Source organism: Sphingomonas sp. ERG5, from assembly GCF_000803065.1.
Taxonomy (GTDB): domain Bacteria; phylum Pseudomonadota; class Alphaproteobacteria; order Sphingomonadales; family Sphingomonadaceae; genus Sphingomonas.
The window spans coordinates 150,519-166,923 of record NZ_JSXI01000018.1; the positions used below are offsets into that span (position 1 = coordinate 150,519).

16 protein-coding genes are annotated in these 16,405 nt (G+C 63.9%); 8 read left to right on the plus strand and 8 right to left on the minus strand.

Annotated features, from left to right (window positions below; genetic code table 11):
• Positions 1 to 220: 220 nt before the first annotated feature.
• The 5 genes from polA to OO12_RS06215 all read right to left on the minus strand — a co-directional run bounded on the left by polA (position 221) and on the right by OO12_RS06215 (position 7,763).
• A complete protein-coding gene (gene polA / locus OO12_RS06195; protein ID WP_034157773.1) occupies positions 221 to 2,977 on the minus strand; it encodes a DNA polymerase I in 2,757 nt (918 codons plus the stop codon).
• A 54-nt stretch (positions 2,978 to 3,031) separates the two neighbouring features.
• The gene (locus OO12_RS06200) at positions 3,032 to 3,748 is read right to left on the minus strand and encodes a 2OG-Fe(II) oxygenase (protein WP_034157774.1); all 717 of its coding nucleotides are present in this window, start codon (positions 3,746 to 3,748) and stop codon (positions 3,032 to 3,034) included.
• A gap of 104 nt (positions 3,749 to 3,852) precedes the next feature.
• The gene (locus OO12_RS06205) at positions 3,853 to 4,935 is read right to left on the minus strand and encodes a serine hydrolase (protein WP_052215586.1); all 1,083 of its coding nucleotides are present in this window, start codon (positions 4,933 to 4,935) and stop codon (positions 3,853 to 3,855) included.
• A 293-nt stretch (positions 4,936 to 5,228) separates the two neighbouring features.
• Positions 5,229 to 6,815: an L-aspartate oxidase gene (gene nadB / locus OO12_RS06210; protein WP_034157984.1), complete on the minus strand. Its 1,587-nt coding sequence runs from the start codon at positions 6,813 to 6,815 to the stop codon at positions 5,229 to 5,231.
• A gap of 24 nt (positions 6,816 to 6,839) precedes the next feature.
• Positions 6,840 to 7,763 (minus strand): ABC transporter ATP-binding protein, encoded by a 924-nt coding sequence (locus OO12_RS06215; RefSeq protein WP_034157775.1) that lies wholly within the window; start codon positions 7,761 to 7,763, stop codon positions 6,840 to 6,842.
• Positions 7,764 to 7,843: 80 nt separating this feature from the next.
• Between OO12_RS06215 and OO12_RS06220 the strand changes: the two genes are divergently transcribed.
• The 8 genes from OO12_RS06220 (at position 7,844) to OO12_RS06255 (ending at position 13,607) form a co-directional block, all read left to right on the plus strand.
• Positions 7,844 to 8,077: a zinc-finger domain-containing protein gene (locus tag OO12_RS06220; protein WP_034157776.1), complete on the plus strand. Its 234-nt coding sequence runs from the start codon at positions 7,844 to 7,846 to the stop codon at positions 8,075 to 8,077.
• A 19-nt stretch (positions 8,078 to 8,096) separates the two neighbouring features.
• The gene (gene tldD / locus OO12_RS06225; protein ID WP_034157777.1) at positions 8,097 to 9,527 is read left to right on the plus strand and encodes a metalloprotease TldD; all 1,431 of its coding nucleotides are present in this window, start codon (positions 8,097 to 8,099) and stop codon (positions 9,525 to 9,527) included.
• Entirely contained in the window at positions 9,524 to 9,901 is a 378-nt protein-coding gene (locus OO12_RS06230; protein WP_034157778.1) for a hypothetical protein, read from the plus strand. The genes tldD and OO12_RS06230 overlap by 4 nt, the downstream gene beginning before the upstream one ends.
• A gap of 1 nt (position 9,902) precedes the next feature.
• The gene (locus OO12_RS06235; protein ID WP_034157779.1) at positions 9,903 to 10,835 is read left to right on the plus strand and encodes a DUF5996 family protein; all 933 of its coding nucleotides are present in this window, start codon (positions 9,903 to 9,905) and stop codon (positions 10,833 to 10,835) included.
• 47 nt (positions 10,836 to 10,882) lie between these two features.
• Positions 10,883 to 11,434, plus strand: a complete 552-nt coding sequence (locus OO12_RS06240) for a pyridoxamine 5'-phosphate oxidase family protein (protein WP_034157985.1) — start codon at positions 10,883 to 10,885, stop codon at positions 11,432 to 11,434.
• Positions 11,434 to 11,637, plus strand: a complete 204-nt coding sequence (locus OO12_RS06245) for a putative signal transducing protein (RefSeq protein ID WP_034157780.1) — start codon at positions 11,434 to 11,436, stop codon at positions 11,635 to 11,637. The genes OO12_RS06240 and OO12_RS06245 overlap by 1 nt, the downstream gene beginning before the upstream one ends.
• A gap of 162 nt (positions 11,638 to 11,799) precedes the next feature.
• Positions 11,800 to 12,138, plus strand: a complete 339-nt coding sequence (locus OO12_RS06250) for a P-II family nitrogen regulator (RefSeq protein WP_034157781.1) — start codon at positions 11,800 to 11,802, stop codon at positions 12,136 to 12,138.
• Positions 12,139 to 12,152: 14 nt separating this feature from the next.
• Complete coding sequence (locus OO12_RS06255; RefSeq protein WP_034157986.1) at positions 12,153 to 13,607, plus strand: ammonium transporter; 1,455 nt, start codon at positions 12,153 to 12,155, stop codon at positions 13,605 to 13,607.
• Between the two features lie 95 nt (positions 13,608 to 13,702).
• On the opposite strand, the gene OO12_RS06260 is transcribed toward OO12_RS06255, so the two are convergent.
• Genes OO12_RS06260 through OO12_RS06270 form a run of 3 tightly spaced genes read right to left on the minus strand, consistent with a single transcriptional unit; the run spans position 13,703 to position 16,403 of the window.
• A complete protein-coding gene (locus OO12_RS06260; protein ID WP_034157782.1) occupies positions 13,703 to 13,885 on the minus strand; it encodes a hypothetical protein in 183 nt (60 codons plus the stop codon).
• Positions 13,886 to 13,902: 17 nt separating this feature from the next.
• Positions 13,903 to 15,489, minus strand: coding sequence for a GMC family oxidoreductase (locus tag OO12_RS06265; RefSeq protein ID WP_034157783.1), 1,587 nt, complete (start codon positions 15,487 to 15,489; stop codon positions 13,903 to 13,905).
• A complete protein-coding gene (locus OO12_RS06270) occupies positions 15,423 to 16,403 on the minus strand; it encodes a sterol desaturase family protein (protein WP_034157784.1) in 981 nt (326 codons plus the stop codon). Before OO12_RS06270 ends, OO12_RS06265 begins: the two co-directional genes overlap by 67 nt.
• Positions 16,404 to 16,405: the final 2 nt, after the last annotated feature.

Consider the following 16,405-nt stretch of genomic DNA (forward strand, 5'->3'; position numbering starts at 1 on the left):
CGTTCTTTTTGAGACCGGCTTTGCCAGTCTCGCGGAGGCGCTGAGCAGCCCATCTCATATCATATTGCCAAGAATAGAAATGTTCACCTTCGCCTCTTAGGTCCTGCTCGTGGTCAAGCCATATCTGGCGCGCGACGTCGTTGACCGAGCCCTCGCCGCCCAATGCGCCAAGTGCCTCTCGGACCCAAAGCTGTAGTTTCTCCCTATACATCTTGGTTCCTCAATGCGCCGCGCCCCAGCTCTTCCCCGTGCCGATCTCGATGCCGAGTGGCACGCTGAGCACCACCGCCGGTTCGGCGGCGGTCGCCATGACGCGTTCGATCACCGGCTTCGCCGCTTCGACATCGCCCTCGGGCAGCTCGAACACCAGTTCGTCATGCACCTGGAGCAACATGCGGACATTGGGCAGCCCCGCTTCAAGCAAGGCCGGGCCCATCCGCGCCATCGCCCGCTTGATGATGTCGGCGCTGGTGCCCTGGATCGGTGCGTTGATCGCGGCGCGCTCGGCGCCCTGGCGCTCGTGCTGGATCTTCGACGCGATACGCGGAAAGTGCGTCTTCCGGCCGAACAGGGTGGTCGTATAGCCCTTCTCGCGCACCGTCTCGATCGTCTGGACGATATAATTGTTGATGCCGGGGAAGCGTTCGAAATAGCGGTCGATCATCGCCTGGGCTTCCTCCGGCGTGACGTCGAGCCGGCCGGCCAGACCCCAGCGGCTGATGCCGTAGAGGATCGCGAAGTTGATCGTCTTGGCGCGTCCGCGCGTGTCGCGATTGACCTCGCCGAACAATTCCTGCGCGGTCAGGCTGTGAATGTCGTCGCCCCGGGCAAAGGCGTCGCGCAGCGCCGGGACGTCGGCCATATGCGCGGCGAGGCGCAATTCGATCTGCGAATAATCGGCGGCAAGCAGGACATTGCCCTCCTCCGCCACGAACGCGTCGCGAATCTGGCGGCCGACTTCGGTGCGGATCGGGATATTCTGCAGATTGGGATCGGTCGAGGATAGTCGTCCGGTCTGCGCGCCGGTCAGCGAGTAACTGGTATGGACACGACCGGTCGCCGGGTTGATCTGCGCCTGCAGCGCATCGGTATAGGTGGATTTGAGTTTCGACAGCTGACGCCAGTCGAGCACTTTGCGCGCAATATCCTTGCCGGGCGAATCCTTGTCGGCGGCGATCCGCTCGAGTTCATTGACGTCGGTCGAATAAACCCCCGACTTGCCCTTGCGTCCGCCCTTGATGCCCATGCGCTCGAACAGCACATCGCCCAGTTGCTTGGGGCTGCCAATGGTGAAGGCGCCGCCGGCCAGTGCATGGATCTCAACCTCGAGCGCGCCCATCTGATGCGCGAACTCGGTCGAGAGCTGCGACAGCTTTGCCGCATCGACCCGGATGCCGTGCCGCTCCATCCGCGCGATGACCGGGATCAGTGGCCGGTCGACCATTTCATAGACGCGCGTGACCTGTTCGGCGGGCAAACGCGGCTTGAAACGACGCCACAGCCGCAAGGTGACGTCGGCATCTTCGGCGGCATAGCGCGTCGCGGTCTTCAGGTCGATTTCGGCGAAGCCACGCTGGTTCTTGCCGGTGCCGACCACGTCCTTGAAGGCGATGCAGCTGTGCGAGAGGTGCGTCGCGGCGAGTTCGTCCATGCCGTGACCATGCAATCCGGCATCGAGATCGAAGCTCATCAGGATCGTGTCGTCGAACGGTGCGACGTCCAGGCCGGCGCGCCCGAGCACGATCATGTCATATTTCAGGTTATGGCCGATCTTCAGGACGCTGGGATCCTCGAACAAGGTCTTCAGCTTGGCCAATGCCACCGTCCGGTCGATCTGCACCGGCACTTCGGCGAACATGTCGGTGCCGCCGTGCGTCAAGGGTATGTAGCAAGCGAGATTGGGATGCAGCGCCATGCTCACCCCGACCAGTTCGGCGCGCGTCGCATCGACTCCGGTGGTCTCGGTATCGATCGCGATCCAGCCCTGATGCTTCGCAATGGTGATCCAGCGGTCGAGTGCGGCCTCATCGACCACAGTCTCATACGCGTCATGGTCGCAGGGTGGGTCTTCCTCCTGCGGTACCGTCGATGCCGGTGCCGCGACCGGCGTGTCGGCGACCGCCGACAGCTTGGCGAGCAGCGACTTGAAGCCATGATGTTGCAGGAATGCGCGGAGCGGCGCGTCGGGAATGCCCTTCAACTCAAGGTCGTCGAGTGGTTCGGGCAACGGCACATCGCATTTCAGCTCGACCAGCACCCGGCTCAGCCGCGCCATATCGGCCTGTTCGATCAGATTGTCGCGCAGCTTGCCCGGCTTCATCGACGGTGCGGCGGCGAGCACCCCTTCCAGGTCGCCATGTTCGTTGATCAGCTTCGATGCGGTCTTCGGGCCGACTCCGGTGACGCCGGGAACGTTGTCGACACTGTCGCCCATCAGCGCGAGCACATCGCCCAGTCGCTCCGGCCCGACGCCGAATTTTTCCTGTACATGCTCCGCGCCGAGCCGGCGGTTGTTCATCGTGTCGTACATGTCGAGCCCAGGCTCGATCAGCTGCATCAAATCCTTGTCGGAGCTGACGATCGTCACCAGCCAGCCCTGCGCCAGCGCCGCCTTGGCATAACAGGCGATGATGTCGTCGGCTTCCAGCCCCTCGGTCTCGATGCAGGGCAAGGAGAAGGCGCGCGTCGCGTCGCGAATCATCGGGAATTGCGGGATCAGATCTTCCGGCGGCGGTGGCCGCTGCGCCTTGTACTTGTCGTAGAGTTCGTTGCGAAAGGTGTGGCTCGACTTGTCGAGAATCACCGCCATGTGGGTCGGGCCGTCGGCCTTGTGCAGCTCATCGGCGAGCTTCCACAGCATGGTGGTATAGCCATAGACCGCACCGACCGGTTCGCCATGAACGTTGGTCAGCGGCGGCAGGCGATGATAGGCGCGGAAGATATAACCGGAGCCATCGACGAGATAGAGATGAGGCATGTCCGGCAGATAGCCGAAGCAGCGGGCGGGACAAAGCCCCTGTTCGCGCCCCGATCAGGCCGCGTCGTGAAAGATGATCCCCATCGTGTGCCGCTCGCCTGACCGAACGGTGCTGACGCCATGACGCATCGTCACGCGATAGTCGCCGCGCCCGCCGCGTACTGGACGGTGATTCACCGCGAAGACCACCGCATCGCCTTGGACAAGCGGCACCACCTCGACGCGCGATTGCATGCGCGGCCGCTGTTCGGTCAGGACGAATTCGCCGCCGGTGAAGTCTTGCCCGGGCTGCGACAACAGGACCGCGACCTGCAGCGGAAAGACATGCTCGCCATAGAGGTCCTGATGCAGGCAATTATAGTCGCCCGGGCCATAGCGCAGCAGCAGTGGCGTGGGTCGTTGTTGTCCCGCCGCGTGGCAGCGGTCGAGAAATGCGCCATGGGTGTCGGGAAAGCGGATCGCGCTGCTCAGCCGCTCGGCCCAGTCGTTCGCGATTGGCTGCAACCATGGATAGAGCGCCGCGCGCAGGATCGCGACGGTGCGCGGCAGCGGATAAGCGAAATAGCCATAGGCGCCGCGACCGAACCCGTGCCGCGCCATGACGATGCGGCTGCGAAACAGGCTGTCGTCGGTGTAGCTCGCGGCGATGGCGGTGCAGGTCGCGGGATCGAGCAGACCGGGCAGATGTGCGCTGCCGCTGGCGTTGAGCGCGATCCGGGCGTCAGCCCAATTCTGCGCGGCGATGCGCGTTTCGATATCTGTGCTTGTCATGCCGCAGGGATCGCATGACCAGGCTCAGGGCGCTTCCCGCCGCTTGCGCTCGAAGCCCGGCTCAGCCCGCCCGCCCCTGAAGGGAGGCGGCCTTGAGGTGAGGATCAGTGGTGATTCACCACCACGGCGGCGACCACGGCCTGCATCAGCGCCTGGCGGTCGGGAATCGGGCGCGGCGTGTCGCCGATCATCACCGCGAGCGCATAGCTTTTGCCGTCGGGCGCAGTGAGCAGGCCGACATCATTATAGCCCGCGGTCCGTCCGGCGAGATCCTGGCCGGTGCCGGTCTTGTGCCCGAAGCTCCAGCCTTCCGGTACCGCGCCGCGCAAGCGCATCTTGCCGGTCTTGGACGATTGCATCGTGCCGATCAGATACTCGGTCGAACTCGCTGACAGCAGCTCGCCTCTTTTCAGCTTCATCAGCGCACCGGCGATCGCCATCGGCGCGGCGCCGTCGGGCGGATCGGTGACGTAGCGCTCGAACGCTGCGATCCGGTCGGTCTGCGGCAAGCGCGCCCGCGCCCGGGTAAAGGCGTTGCCAAAGGCATATTCGGGTTTCCAAGCCAGGCCGGCGGTGGCGCTTTGCAGCAGCCGTTCGCCCGGGCCGAAGCGGATGTCGCCAAGCTGCTTGCGCTGGATGAAGGCGCGCACCGCCTTGGGGCCGCCGACATAGCGCAACAGCCGGTCATTGGCGGTGTTGTCGCTCATCGTCAGTGCGCGTTGCAGCAATGCGCCGATCGTCGTCTGATAGCCATCCGCCTTGATCAGAGCCGCGATCGGCTGATGGAACAGGGTCAGATCCTCGGGCTTCAACGTCACCGGATCTTCGAGCCGCAATTTGCCCGCGTCGCGGAAATCGAGCACCGTCATCGCCACCCACAGCTTGCTCACGCTTTGCTGCGGCAATAGCGCATCGCCATTGGTCTGGACGCTCCAGCCATTGTCGACGCTGCGCACTGCAATACCGACGCGGCCGTTGAAGCTGCGCCCGAGTGCCGCGATATTGGTGACCAGCGCTTGCGGCGCGCTCATCGGCCGCGGGGTGGCCGGCGGCACGGGAACCACGACCTGATATCGCGGCGGTGCCTGATAGGGTGCGGGGCGATAGACGGGCGGTGCCGTCCGCGAATCCGCCACTTTCGGGCTGGCGGCAACGCATGACGCCACCGCCGCCGCAGCGAACACCATCGTTGCCGGTCGGCGCCAGTTGGAATTGGACAAGTCGGAATTCAAAATTTGTTCAGTCACGCAACAATGCCCCGCCCCCGGAGGATGTCGACCCTTATGCCCATAATCTTGCGGAGAAATAGCTGAACGGCAAGATTGCGATGAAATGCCGCTGATGCGCGGTGGGACGGTCGCGTAACGATGTATGCAACCCACTGAGAGTCTGTTTGAAATTCGGACGGGGCCGGGGACGGGGACGAGCCGGTGCCGCCAAAACCCGGCCTTGGCAGTTTTTCAAATAGGCACCCGACCCTTTACGGGATCAGGACCGTATCGACTGCTTCGGGCAACATCTCGGGGTAATCGAGCGTGTAGTGCAGCCCGCGCGATTCATGGCGGTGCAGCGCCGAGCGGACGATCAGATCGGCGGTCTGGAGCAAGTTGCGCAGCTCGATCAGGTCCGGCGTGACGCGAAAATGTCCATAATAATCATTCACTTCCTCAGTCAGCAGGCGAATGCGGTGCTGCGCGCGCTCAAGCCTTTTGGTGGTGCGGACGATGCCGACATAATTCCACATGAAGCGGCGGATTTCGGTCCAGTTCTGCTTGATGACGACTTCCTCGTCCGAATCCTCGACCCGGCTTTCGTCCCAGGCACGGATCGCGGGTGGTTCGGGCAGTTCGTCCCAATGCGCATTGATATGCTTTGCCGCCGCCTCGCCGAACACAAAGCATTCGAGCAGCGAATTGGAAGCAAGGCGATTGGCGCCATGCAGCCCGGATTCGCTGCACTCGCCAGCGGCATACAGGCCGGGCAGGTCAGTGCGGCCATCGAGATCGATCACCACGCCGCCACAGGTGTAATGCTGGGCCGGCACCACCGGGATCGGATCTTTGGTCATGTCGATGCCGAGGCCCATGAGCTTTTCGTAGATGTTGGGAAAATGCTCCTTCACGAAATCCGGGCCCTTGTGGCTGATATCGAGATGGACATAATCGAGCCCGAGCCGCTTGATCTCATGGTCGATCGCGCGCGCGACGATATCGCGCGGCGCGAGTTCGGCGCGTTCGTCGAAATCGGGCATGAAACGATAGCCGGTTTCCGGGATCAGCAGATGCCCGCCTTCACCCCGTACCGCCTCGGTGATCAGGAAATTCTTGACCTCGAGATTGTACAGGCAGGTCGGATGGAATTGCATGAATTCCATGTTCGACACCCGGCATCCCGCACGCCACGCCATGGCGATGCCGTCACCGGTCGCGCCGCGCGGCGCGGTTGAGAAGAGATAGGTCCGCCCCGCGCCGCCGGTCGCGAGAATGGTCGCGCGTGCGGTGTAGAGTTCGACCCGTCCGGTGGCGCGGTTGACCGCATAGACCCCCCACACATGGCCCGAGCCCGAATAGCGTTCTTCGTGACGCCCGGTGGCGAGATCGATCGCGACCATGTCGGGCACCAGGGTGATATTGGGATGGGCGGTCGCGGCGCGAGTCAGCGCTTCCTGCACTGCCCAGCCGGTGGCATCGTCGACATGGACGATGCGGCGATGGCTATGCCCGCCTTCGCGGGTCAGATGCCGCGCGTCGCCGTCCATGTTGAACGGGACACCCAGCGCCGCAAGCCGTTCGATCGCGGCCGGCGCGCTTTCGACGACGAATTCCACCGTGGCGCGGTCGTTGAGGCCGGCGCCGGCCACCATCGTGTCCTCGATATGGCTTTCGAACGTGTCACCGGGCTCAAGCACCGCGGCGATCCCGCCTTGCGCCCAGGCGGTCGACCCTTCGTTGAGTCCGCCCTTGGCGAGTACCGTCACCTTGAACCGGTCGGCCAGGTTGAGCGCGGCGGTCAGCCCGGCCGCGCCGGAACCGATGATCAGAACGTCGCTTTGCTTTGAGTCCGGCACACCCACTCCGTTCTTGACCACAGGCTAGGCGTTGGAGGCCCGTGTCAGGTTGAGGAACACATCCTCCAGATCGGCCTCGCGGGTCGACACGTCAACGATGCCATAGCCATCGGCCTGTACCGCGGCGAGTACTTCACCGGCATTGGCCACATCCTTGCGATACGTGATCGCAAGCGTCCGGCTGCCTTTCAGCTCGATCTTCTGGAAGCAGGCTGCGGCGGGTGGCGTCACGACGTCGCGATCGACCGTGACCTCGACCAGCTTCTCGGTCGCCATGCCAACCAGTTCGCGAGTCGGCTTGTCCGCGATCAGCTTGCCATGATTGATGATCGCGATCCGGTCGCAGAGCTGTTCGGCTTCTTCGAGATAATGGGTGGTCAGCACCACCGTCACGCCTTGCGCGTTGAGCTGGCGGACATAGGCCCAGAGCTGCTGGCGCAGTTCGATATCGACCCCGGCGGTCGGTTCGTCGAGTACCAGTACCGGTGGAGAGTGGACCATTGCCTTGGCGACCATCAACCGCCGCTTCATGCCGCCCGACAGCGTGCGGGCATAGGCATTGGCCTTGTCCTCCAGATGCACCGCGCGCAACAATTCCATCGAGCGGCGCTTCGCCCTGGGCACGCCGTAAAGCCCGGCCTGGATTTCCAGCGTCTCTACGGGTGTGAAGAAGGGGTCGAACAGGATTTCCTGATTGACGATGCCGATCGACACCTTGGCGTTGCGCGGGTGCTGATCGATGTCGAAGCCCCAGATCGAGGCAGTGCCGCTGCTCTTGTTGACCAGCCCGGCAAGAATATTGATCAGCGTCGATTTGCCCGCGCCGTTCGGCCCGAGCAGCCCGAAGATGCTGCCGCGCTCGACATCGAGCGTGACATCGTCGAGCGCGCGTTTGCCGCCCGCATAAGTCTTGCACAGATTGGCGATCGAGATTGCGGCTTCGGTCATGACAGTGGCGAATAAGCGCGTGATGCGACATCGCCAAGTGCCGATTGCCCGTCGCGTCCAGCCTTGCTATCCGCAGGTGCATGATCGCACCGCCCGAAACCCTCCGCGTCAGCCATGCCCGTGTCTCCTGTGACGGCGCGACCGATATTCCCGGCGGCGCCTCGCTTGGCCATCCGCGCGTGTTCCTGCAGATCGACGAGCAGGGCTATGTCGATTGCGGCTATTGCGATCGGCGCTTCGTGCTGATTGGAGGACCCGCTGACGGGGTCGATCCGGCGACGCTTCACGATATCGCGTCTGGCGCCAGCCTCTAAGCCAACTATATTGTCGGGCATGACCAGTCCGACAGACCCCCGCACCTTTCTCTACCATGCCGGCCAGCTTGAGCCCGAAGAGGCCCAGCGCCTGACCGCGAAAGCCTTGTCCAAGGCGGACGATGGCGAACTCTATCTGCAATATCGCAAGGCCGAGGCATTCGGCTTCGATGATGGCCGGTTGAAAACCGCGAGCTACGACACCCAATCGGGCTTTGGCCTGCGCGCCGTGTCGGGCGAAACCACCGCTTTCGCGCATGCCAATGAATTGAGCGCGGCCGCGATCAACCGCGCCGCCGAGACGATGGCGCTGATCGATCCTTCCGCAGGTCCCAAGGCCGGCCCGCCACAGGGCACCAACCGGCATCTTTATACCGATGCCGATCCGCTCGACCTCGTGCCCTTCGCCGACAAGGTCAATCTGTGCCAGACGATCGATGCTGCTGCGCGCGCGCGCGATCCGCGCGTCGCGCAAGTCTCGGTCGCGCTCTCGGGAACGTGGAGCGTGGTCGAGATCGTCCGCGCCGATGGCTTTATCGCGACCGATATCCGTCCGCTGGTGCGCCTGAACGTGACGATCGTGGTGGAACAGAATGGCCGACGCGAAACCGGCACTTTCGGACTCGGCGGGCGCTATCTCTACGATCAGCTGATGCAGCCCGAGACCTGGAACCGTGCGATCGATGAAGCGCTGGCGCAAGCGGTGGTCAATCTCGATTCGGTCGCCGCGCCGGCGGGCGAGATGACCGTGCTGCTTGGGCCGGGCTGGCCCGGCATCCTGCTGCATGAGGCGATCGGCCATGGGCTCGAGGGCGATTTCAATCGCAAGGGCACCAGCGCCTTTTCCGGCCGCATCGGCGAACGCGTTGCGGCGCCGGGCGTGACCGTGGTCGATGACGGATCTATCGCCGACCGGCGTGGTTCGCTGTCGATCGACGACGAGGGTACGCCGACCCAGGAGAATATCCTGATCGAGGATGGCATCCTCAAGGGCTATATCCAGGACCGGCTCAATGCGCGGCTGATGGGCGTCGCGCCGACCGGCAATGGCCGGCGCGAAAGCTTCGCCCATGCGCCGATGCCGCGCATGACCAACACGTTCATGCGCGCTGGCAAGGATGATCCGGCCGAACTCCTGTCTCGCGTGAAGTCGGGCATCTTCGCCAAGAGCTTCGGCGGCGGCCAGGTCGATATCGTCTCGGGCAAGTTCGTGTTCAGCTGCACCGAGGCGTACAAGATTGAAAATGGCAAGCTCGGCGCACCGATCAAGGGCGCGACGCTGATCGGCGACGGCCCATCCTGCCTGACTCGGGTCGAAGGCATCGGCAACGACTTCGCGCTGGATGAAGGCGTCGGCATGTGCGGCAAGGCTGGGCAGAGTGTGCCGGCCGGTGTCGGCCAGCCGACCCTGCTCGTTGCCGGCCTGACCGTCGGCGGGACCGCGATGTGATCGCCGCGCTGCTCTTCGTCGCGCTTGCCGGTCAGGCGGCGCCTGCCCAGGCTGCTCCGGCGCCCGCGCCTCAGGGTGAACCGATGGCCTGCACGATCGGCCCGGTCGAACGCAGCTTCGGCGGTTCCGACTGGGCGGTGTTTGCCTGCAGTGATGGCAAAAGCGCCGTGGTGCTGTCGAAACCGGGAAGCCCGGCCGCGCCCTTCTACTTCGCGATCCAGCCACAACCCGATGGTCATTTCGATATTGCCGGTGAGGGCACGGGCGACAAGGCGCTGAGCGAAGCGGCCGGCAATGCCTTGCGGGACCTCGGCAAGGCGGGGCTGGCGCAGCTCGTCGCGGACGCGCGGGCTACTGCCAAAAAGGGTCGCTGATATGAGGGCATGGCCCGTCCTTGACTGGGCCACATGGCGCGAGACCGCGATTGGCCTGCAATTGCGCACGCAGATCATCGGCAAGGTCCGGCTCGCGCTGACGCCATGGCTCAACCATAGCTGGCATGTGCCGCTCTACCTTACCGCGCGCGGCCTCTCGACTTCGCCGATCCCGTGCGGCGACCGCATTCTGCAGATCGATTTCGACTTCATTGCCGACACGGTGGTGCTGGCGACCAGCGATGGCGGGATGCGCACGATTCCGCTCACCGCCGGGACGATCGCCGATTTCCATGCCGCGGTGATGGCGGCGCTGGCCGGTTTCGGAATCGATTGCCGCTTTGATCCGAAGCCGAGCGAAATGCCCGATGGCGTACCCTTTGCCGAGGATCGTGCCGAGCGGCCTTATGATGCCGAAGCGGTACGGAATTTCTGGCACGCGCTGATCCGCGTGGCGCGGATCTTCGGAGAATTCCGCACCGGCTTTCTTGGCAAGGCGAGCCCGACCCATTTCTTCTGGGGCAGCTTCGATCTCGCCTCGACGCGTTTCTCGGGACGCAGCGCGCCGCGCCATGCGGGCGGCCTGCCCGGCCTTCCCGACGCGGTGACGTGCGAGGCCTATAGCCATGAGGAAGCGAGCATCGGCTTCTGGCCGGGCAGCGACGCCTATCCGCATGCGTCATTCTACGCCTATGCCTATCCCGCACCCACCGGCTATGCTGCGGCGACGGTTGAACCGGCCGAGGCGGCGTTCAACAATGATCTCGGCGAATTCCTGCTATCCTATGACGTGGTGCGCACCGCCGCCGATCCCGATGCGGCATTGCTTGCCTTTTGTCGCTCGACCTATGATGCCGCCGCCGATCTCGGTGACTGGAACCGGACGGCGCTCGAATGCCCGCTCGGGCGCCCGCGTATTCCGCGCGCGGTCTGAGCGGAACCAGTGTCGCCGGCCAGCGCTGGCATGATCGAGGTGTTGCGATGGCCGAATTCTTCGACGCACTGACCGACGACCACCGCGCCTTCATCGCGCGCCAGCCGGTCTTCTTCGTCGCGACGGCGGCGGAAGGGGCGCGAATCAACCTCAGTCCGAAAGGCATGGATTGCTTCCGCGTGCTCGACGGGAAGCGCGTCGCCTATCTCGATGTTGCGGGCTCGGGCAACGAGACCAATGCGCATCTGCTCGCCGACGGGCGCATCACCATCATGTTCTGCGCGTTCGACACTCCCGCCCTGATCTTCCGCATCTATGGCCGGGGACAGGCAGTGCTGCCGCAGGACGGCCGTTGGGCCGAACTCACCCCGCACTTCGCCTTGTTGCCCGGCACGCGCCAGATCTTCGAAGTAATGATCGACCAGGTGCAGACCAGTTGCGGCTGGGGCGTGCCATACATGGCGTTCGAACGCGAACGGCAGACATTGGTCAAATATCATGCCGCATCGAACGATGCCGAGCGCTTCGGCAAATATGCCAAGCGTACCACCAGCATTGATGGCCTGCCGGTGCGCAACCCGACCGTGGCGGCGCGATAATGGCGCTTGTCGAACTGGGCCGATTCAATCGCAATGAAGCGCATATCCTGATCGGCCGGCTGGACTCGGAAAATATCGCTGCGCTCGCCTTTGACGGTGAATCGAGCATCGGCGACGGCAGCTATCTGTTCATCCCGGTGCGGGTGATGGTCGACGAGGACGATCTGCATGCCGCGCGGGCGATCGTCGGAGACGCTGCCTGATTCTCGGGCATTTGTTCGCAACTGCACAAATTTTTACCTTCGCTTAATCCCTGAGCCGGGGGCGGCGTGCGGAATCCGCGCGATTCCGCCCCGATTCCACGTTATTTCGACTCTGGCATGACCATTGCTGTGTTGCTCCCGGGACAATGAAAGGGGGCGCGAATGAAGCTCGTCATAGCAATCATCAAGCCGTTCAAACTCGATGAGGTGCGCGAAGCGCTCACCGAAATCGGCGTCGCGGGCATGACCGTGACCGAGGTGAAGGGCTTTGGCCGGCAGAAGGGCCAGACCGAAATCTATCGCGGTGCCGAATACAGCACCAACATGGTGCCCAAGATCAAGATCGAGATCGTCTGCGCGTCGGATCTCGCGGGACGCGTCGTCGAGACGATCCAGGCGTCCGCCAACACCGGCGCGATCGGCGACGGCAAGATCTTCGTTCTCGATGTCGGCCAGGCGGTGCGCATCCGCACTGGCGAAACCGATCAGACAGCGCTGTGAGCAAGGGGGTAATGATGAAGCATGGATTGAAACTTGCTGCCGGCGCAGGTCTTGCGCTGTTCGCGGCAATGCCCGCCTGGGCGCAGGTGGCCAATGCGGTCGCCGAAGCGGCGCCCGCCGCCGCAGCCGCTCCCGCCGCCTTTGTCCCGACCGCCGCGATGGTCAACAAGGGTGACGTCAGCTGGATGCTGATCTCATCGGCGCTGGTGCTGATGATGTCGGTGCCTGGCCTGGCGCTGTTCTATGGCGGTCTGGTCCGCACCAAGAACATGCTGTCAGTGCTGATGCAGGTGCTGACCATCGTCTGCGTCGCCTCGCTCGTCTGGGTGTGCTGGGGCTATTCGATGGCCTTTACCAATGGCGGCGCGCTGAACTCCGTCGTCGGCGGCTTTTCCAAGGTGTTTCTCAAGGGGGTCGATGCGACGACCTTCGGCGCCACCTTCAGCAACGGCGTCTATCTTCCCGAATATGTCTTCGTGATCTTCCAGATGACCTTTGCCTGCATCACGCCCGCGCTGATCGTCGGGGCGTTCGCGGAACGCATCAAGTTCACGCCGTTGATCATCTTCGTGGTCGCCTGGCTGACCATCGTCTATTTCCCGATGGCGCACATGGTCTGGTACTGGGCCGGCCCGGACTTCCTGGCGGCGTCCCCGGACGACCATGGCCTGTTGTGGGGCTGGGGCGCGCTCGACTTTGCCGGCGGCACCGTGGTGCACATCAATGCCGGTATCGCGGGCCTGGCCGGTGCGATCATCGTGGGCAAGCGTCTCGGCTACAAGACCGAGCCGATGCCGCCGCACTCGCTGACCATGACCATGATCGGCGCTGCGCTGCTGTGGGTGGGCTGGTTCGGCTTCAATGCCGGCTCCAACCTCGAATCCAATGCCGTGACCGCGGTCGCCTTCATCAACACCTTCGTCGCCACGGCTGCCGCCGGTGTGATGTGGGCGGTGATCGAACAGATCATCCACAAGAAACCATCGCTGCTTGGTGCGGCTTCGGGTGTCGTCGCCGGTCTGGTAGCGATCACTCCGGCGGCCGGCTTTGCTGCGCCGATGACCTCGATCGTCCTCGGTGCGGTGGCCTCGATTGTCTGCTTCTTCTTCGTGACGACGGTGAAGAACAAGTTCGGCTATGACGACTCGCTCGACGTGTTCGGGGTCCATTGCATCGGCGGCATCGTCGGTGCGCTCGGCACCGCGATCGTCGCGTCGCCCGCGCTCGGTGGCCAGGGCTATTTCGACTATACCGTGATGCCGGCGGCGTTCCATCCGGAACTCTACAGCATCGGCGCTCAGCTGATCACCCAGGCAAAGGCCGTGGGCGTGACGCTGATCTGGTCCGGCGGCGTTTCGACGGTGCTGTTCCTGGCGCTCAAATACACCATTGGCCTGCGCCCCTCCGCCGAAGTCGAGCATGACGGTCTCGACATCAGCGAGCACGGCGAACGCGCCTATAATTATTGACCAGATTGGGGGCCGGCCTCGGGGGAGACCGGCTTCCAAACCATGTTCCTCCTGCGGACGACCTCAGGCCGGTGCGGCAACGCACCGGCCCTTTTTTACGTCTCGGATTGGCCTTCGGGCTGATCGGGTTCCGCCGTCTCTTCGGCTTCGACCCCAGCCTTCTCATCCTGCTGTTGACGATAGCGCCGGGCAGCGAGCGTCGCGCCGAGAATGAATCCGCCCGGCACGAGGCAGACCGTGGCGATAAGCCCGACCCGGCTCCACAATTTCTTGTCCATGCCGCGCCCTTAGCGCGTCAGGCGAGATCCGCCTTCACGAAATCGGCACAGCGCTCGCCGATCATGATCGATGGCGCATTGGTGTTGCCCGACACCAGCTTGGGCATGATCGAGGCATCGGCGACGTACAGTCCCTCGACTCCGCGCACGCGCAGTTGCGGGTCGCACACCGCCATCTCGTCCGATCCCATTCGCGCGGTGCCGACGGGGTGGTAGATGGTGTCGGCCCGCGCGCGGATCAGCCGTTCGAGCGCCTCATCGTCATCCAGGTCGATCGGATAGCGGTCCTTGCCCTTGTGATCCGCCAGTGGCGGCGCTTCGAGGATGCGGTACATTGCCCGCACGCCTTTCTTCAGCAATTCGACATCGCGGCGGTCGCTCAGGAAAGCGGGGTCGATCAATGGCGCGGCGCGCGCATCGATCGATTGCAGCGTCACCGTGCCATGGCTTTCCGGGCGCAACACGCAGACATGGCAGGAAAAGCCATGCGTCTTGAGCTTGGTGCGGCCGTGATCCTCAAGCATCACCGGCACGAAATGCAGCTGGATGTCGGGCGCCGGCGCGTTCGAATCGAGCGTCAGGAACCCGCCCGCCTCGGCATAGGGCGTGGTCATCGCGCCGCTGCGCTTGCGGAACCACTGGATCACCGCGCCGGCCGATTTCAGCGTGCCGGCGAGCGACTGGCCGATGAAATAGCTGCCCTGGGTCTCGAACCCGGCGACATAATCGACATGGTCCTGCAAATTGGTGCCGACCGCGGGCCGGTCGGTGCGCACCGCAATGCCGTGCTCGTTGAGATGCGCGCCCGGACCGATGCCCGACAGCATGAGCAATTGCGGCGTACCGAACACGCCGCCGGCCAGCACCACCGCGCGCCTGGCCTTGATGATCTTCTCCTTGCCGTCCTGCAGATAGGCGACGCCCCAGGCGCGGCCTTCGTCGAACAGCACGCGCTCGGCGACGACGTCGGTCAGGACTTCGAGGTTGCGGCGATCACGCGCCGGCTCGACATAGGCGCGCGATGCGCTCCAGCGCTCGCCGCCATGCTGTGTCACCTGGTAAAGGCCGATGCCTTCCTGCCGCGCCCCGTTGAAATCGTCATTGCCGGGGAGTTGCAGGTTGCGCGCCGCCTCGACGAACTCAAGGCTGCCGGGGTGCGGCGAGCGCTGGTTGCTGACCCTGAGCGGGCCATCGCCGCCGTGGAAGTCATCGCCGCCGCGCTCGTTTGATTCGGATTTCCTGAACCAGGGCAGCACATCGTCATAGGACCAGCCGGGACAGCCCATCGCCGCCCAATTGTCGTAGTCCCAGGCGGCCCCGCGCAGATAGAGCATCGCGTTGATCGCGCTCGACCCGCCCAGGCCGCGCCCGCGTGGCTGATAGCCACGCCGGCCATTGAGCCCGGCCTGCGGCACGGTTTCGAATTGCCAGTTGGTCTTCTCGGTCTGGAAGGCGAGGAAACCGGGGATGCGGGTGCGAAGTCCGGTATTGCGGCCGCCCGCTTCAAGCAGGGCGACGGTGTACTTCCCGTCTTCGCTCAGGCGGCCTGCGGCGGCGCTCCCGCCCGATCCTCCTCCGACGACGACGATATCGGCTTCTTCCACGGCGCACCCTCCACCCGGCGCTGCTTTTCCAGCCAGCGCTCTTTGATAATTTCCGACGTATCGCGGCTGCCGTCGTGGCTCCACCCCGGCGGCATGGTCATATAGCCCAGTTTGGCACGCCAGCCCGGCGCCGCCCACACGTCCTTCGCGATGCCGATCCATTCGTGGAACGCGGCCCAGAGTATGTTGAAGCTGCCGAGATTGTGCACGATCCCATAGCGCGGCCGGTCATCGTCGCGCTCGGGCTCGAACGTGCCGAACATCCGGTCCCAGATGATGAACACGCCGGCATAATTCTTGTCGAGATAGCGCGCATTGGTCGCATGATGGACACGGTGATGCGACGGAGTGTTCATCACCGCTTCGAACCAGCGCGGGCAGCGCCCGATCACTTCGGTATGGATCCAGAACTGGTAGATCAGATTGATCGCGCCGACGAACAGCAGCATTGCGGGCGGAAAGCCGATCAGCGCGAGCGGCAGGCGGAAAATGAAGCCAAGCGAGACGAAGCCGGTCCAGGTCTGTCGTAGCGCGGTCGACAGATTATAATGCTGGCTCGAATGATGGATGACATGGCTCGCCCAGAACCACCGTACGCGGTGCGCCGAGCGGTGAAAGGCATAATAGGCCAGGTCGTCGATCACGAAGGCGAGCAGGAACCAGTACCAGGCATAACCGATGTCGAAGAGACGGAACTGCCACACCCAGACGGCGATGGCGTAAGCGATGCCGGCGGTGAGGACGCCCGCCACCGTGCTGCCCAGCCCAAGCGCGAGCGAGGTCAGTGTATCGCGGGGTTCGTAGCGCGTCCGGTCTCTGAATCGCGCGACCACCATCTCGATCGCGACGAGCAGGACAAAGCCCGGCACGGCATATTTGACCGGGTCGAAAGCGACGAGGAAATGCAGATCCATAA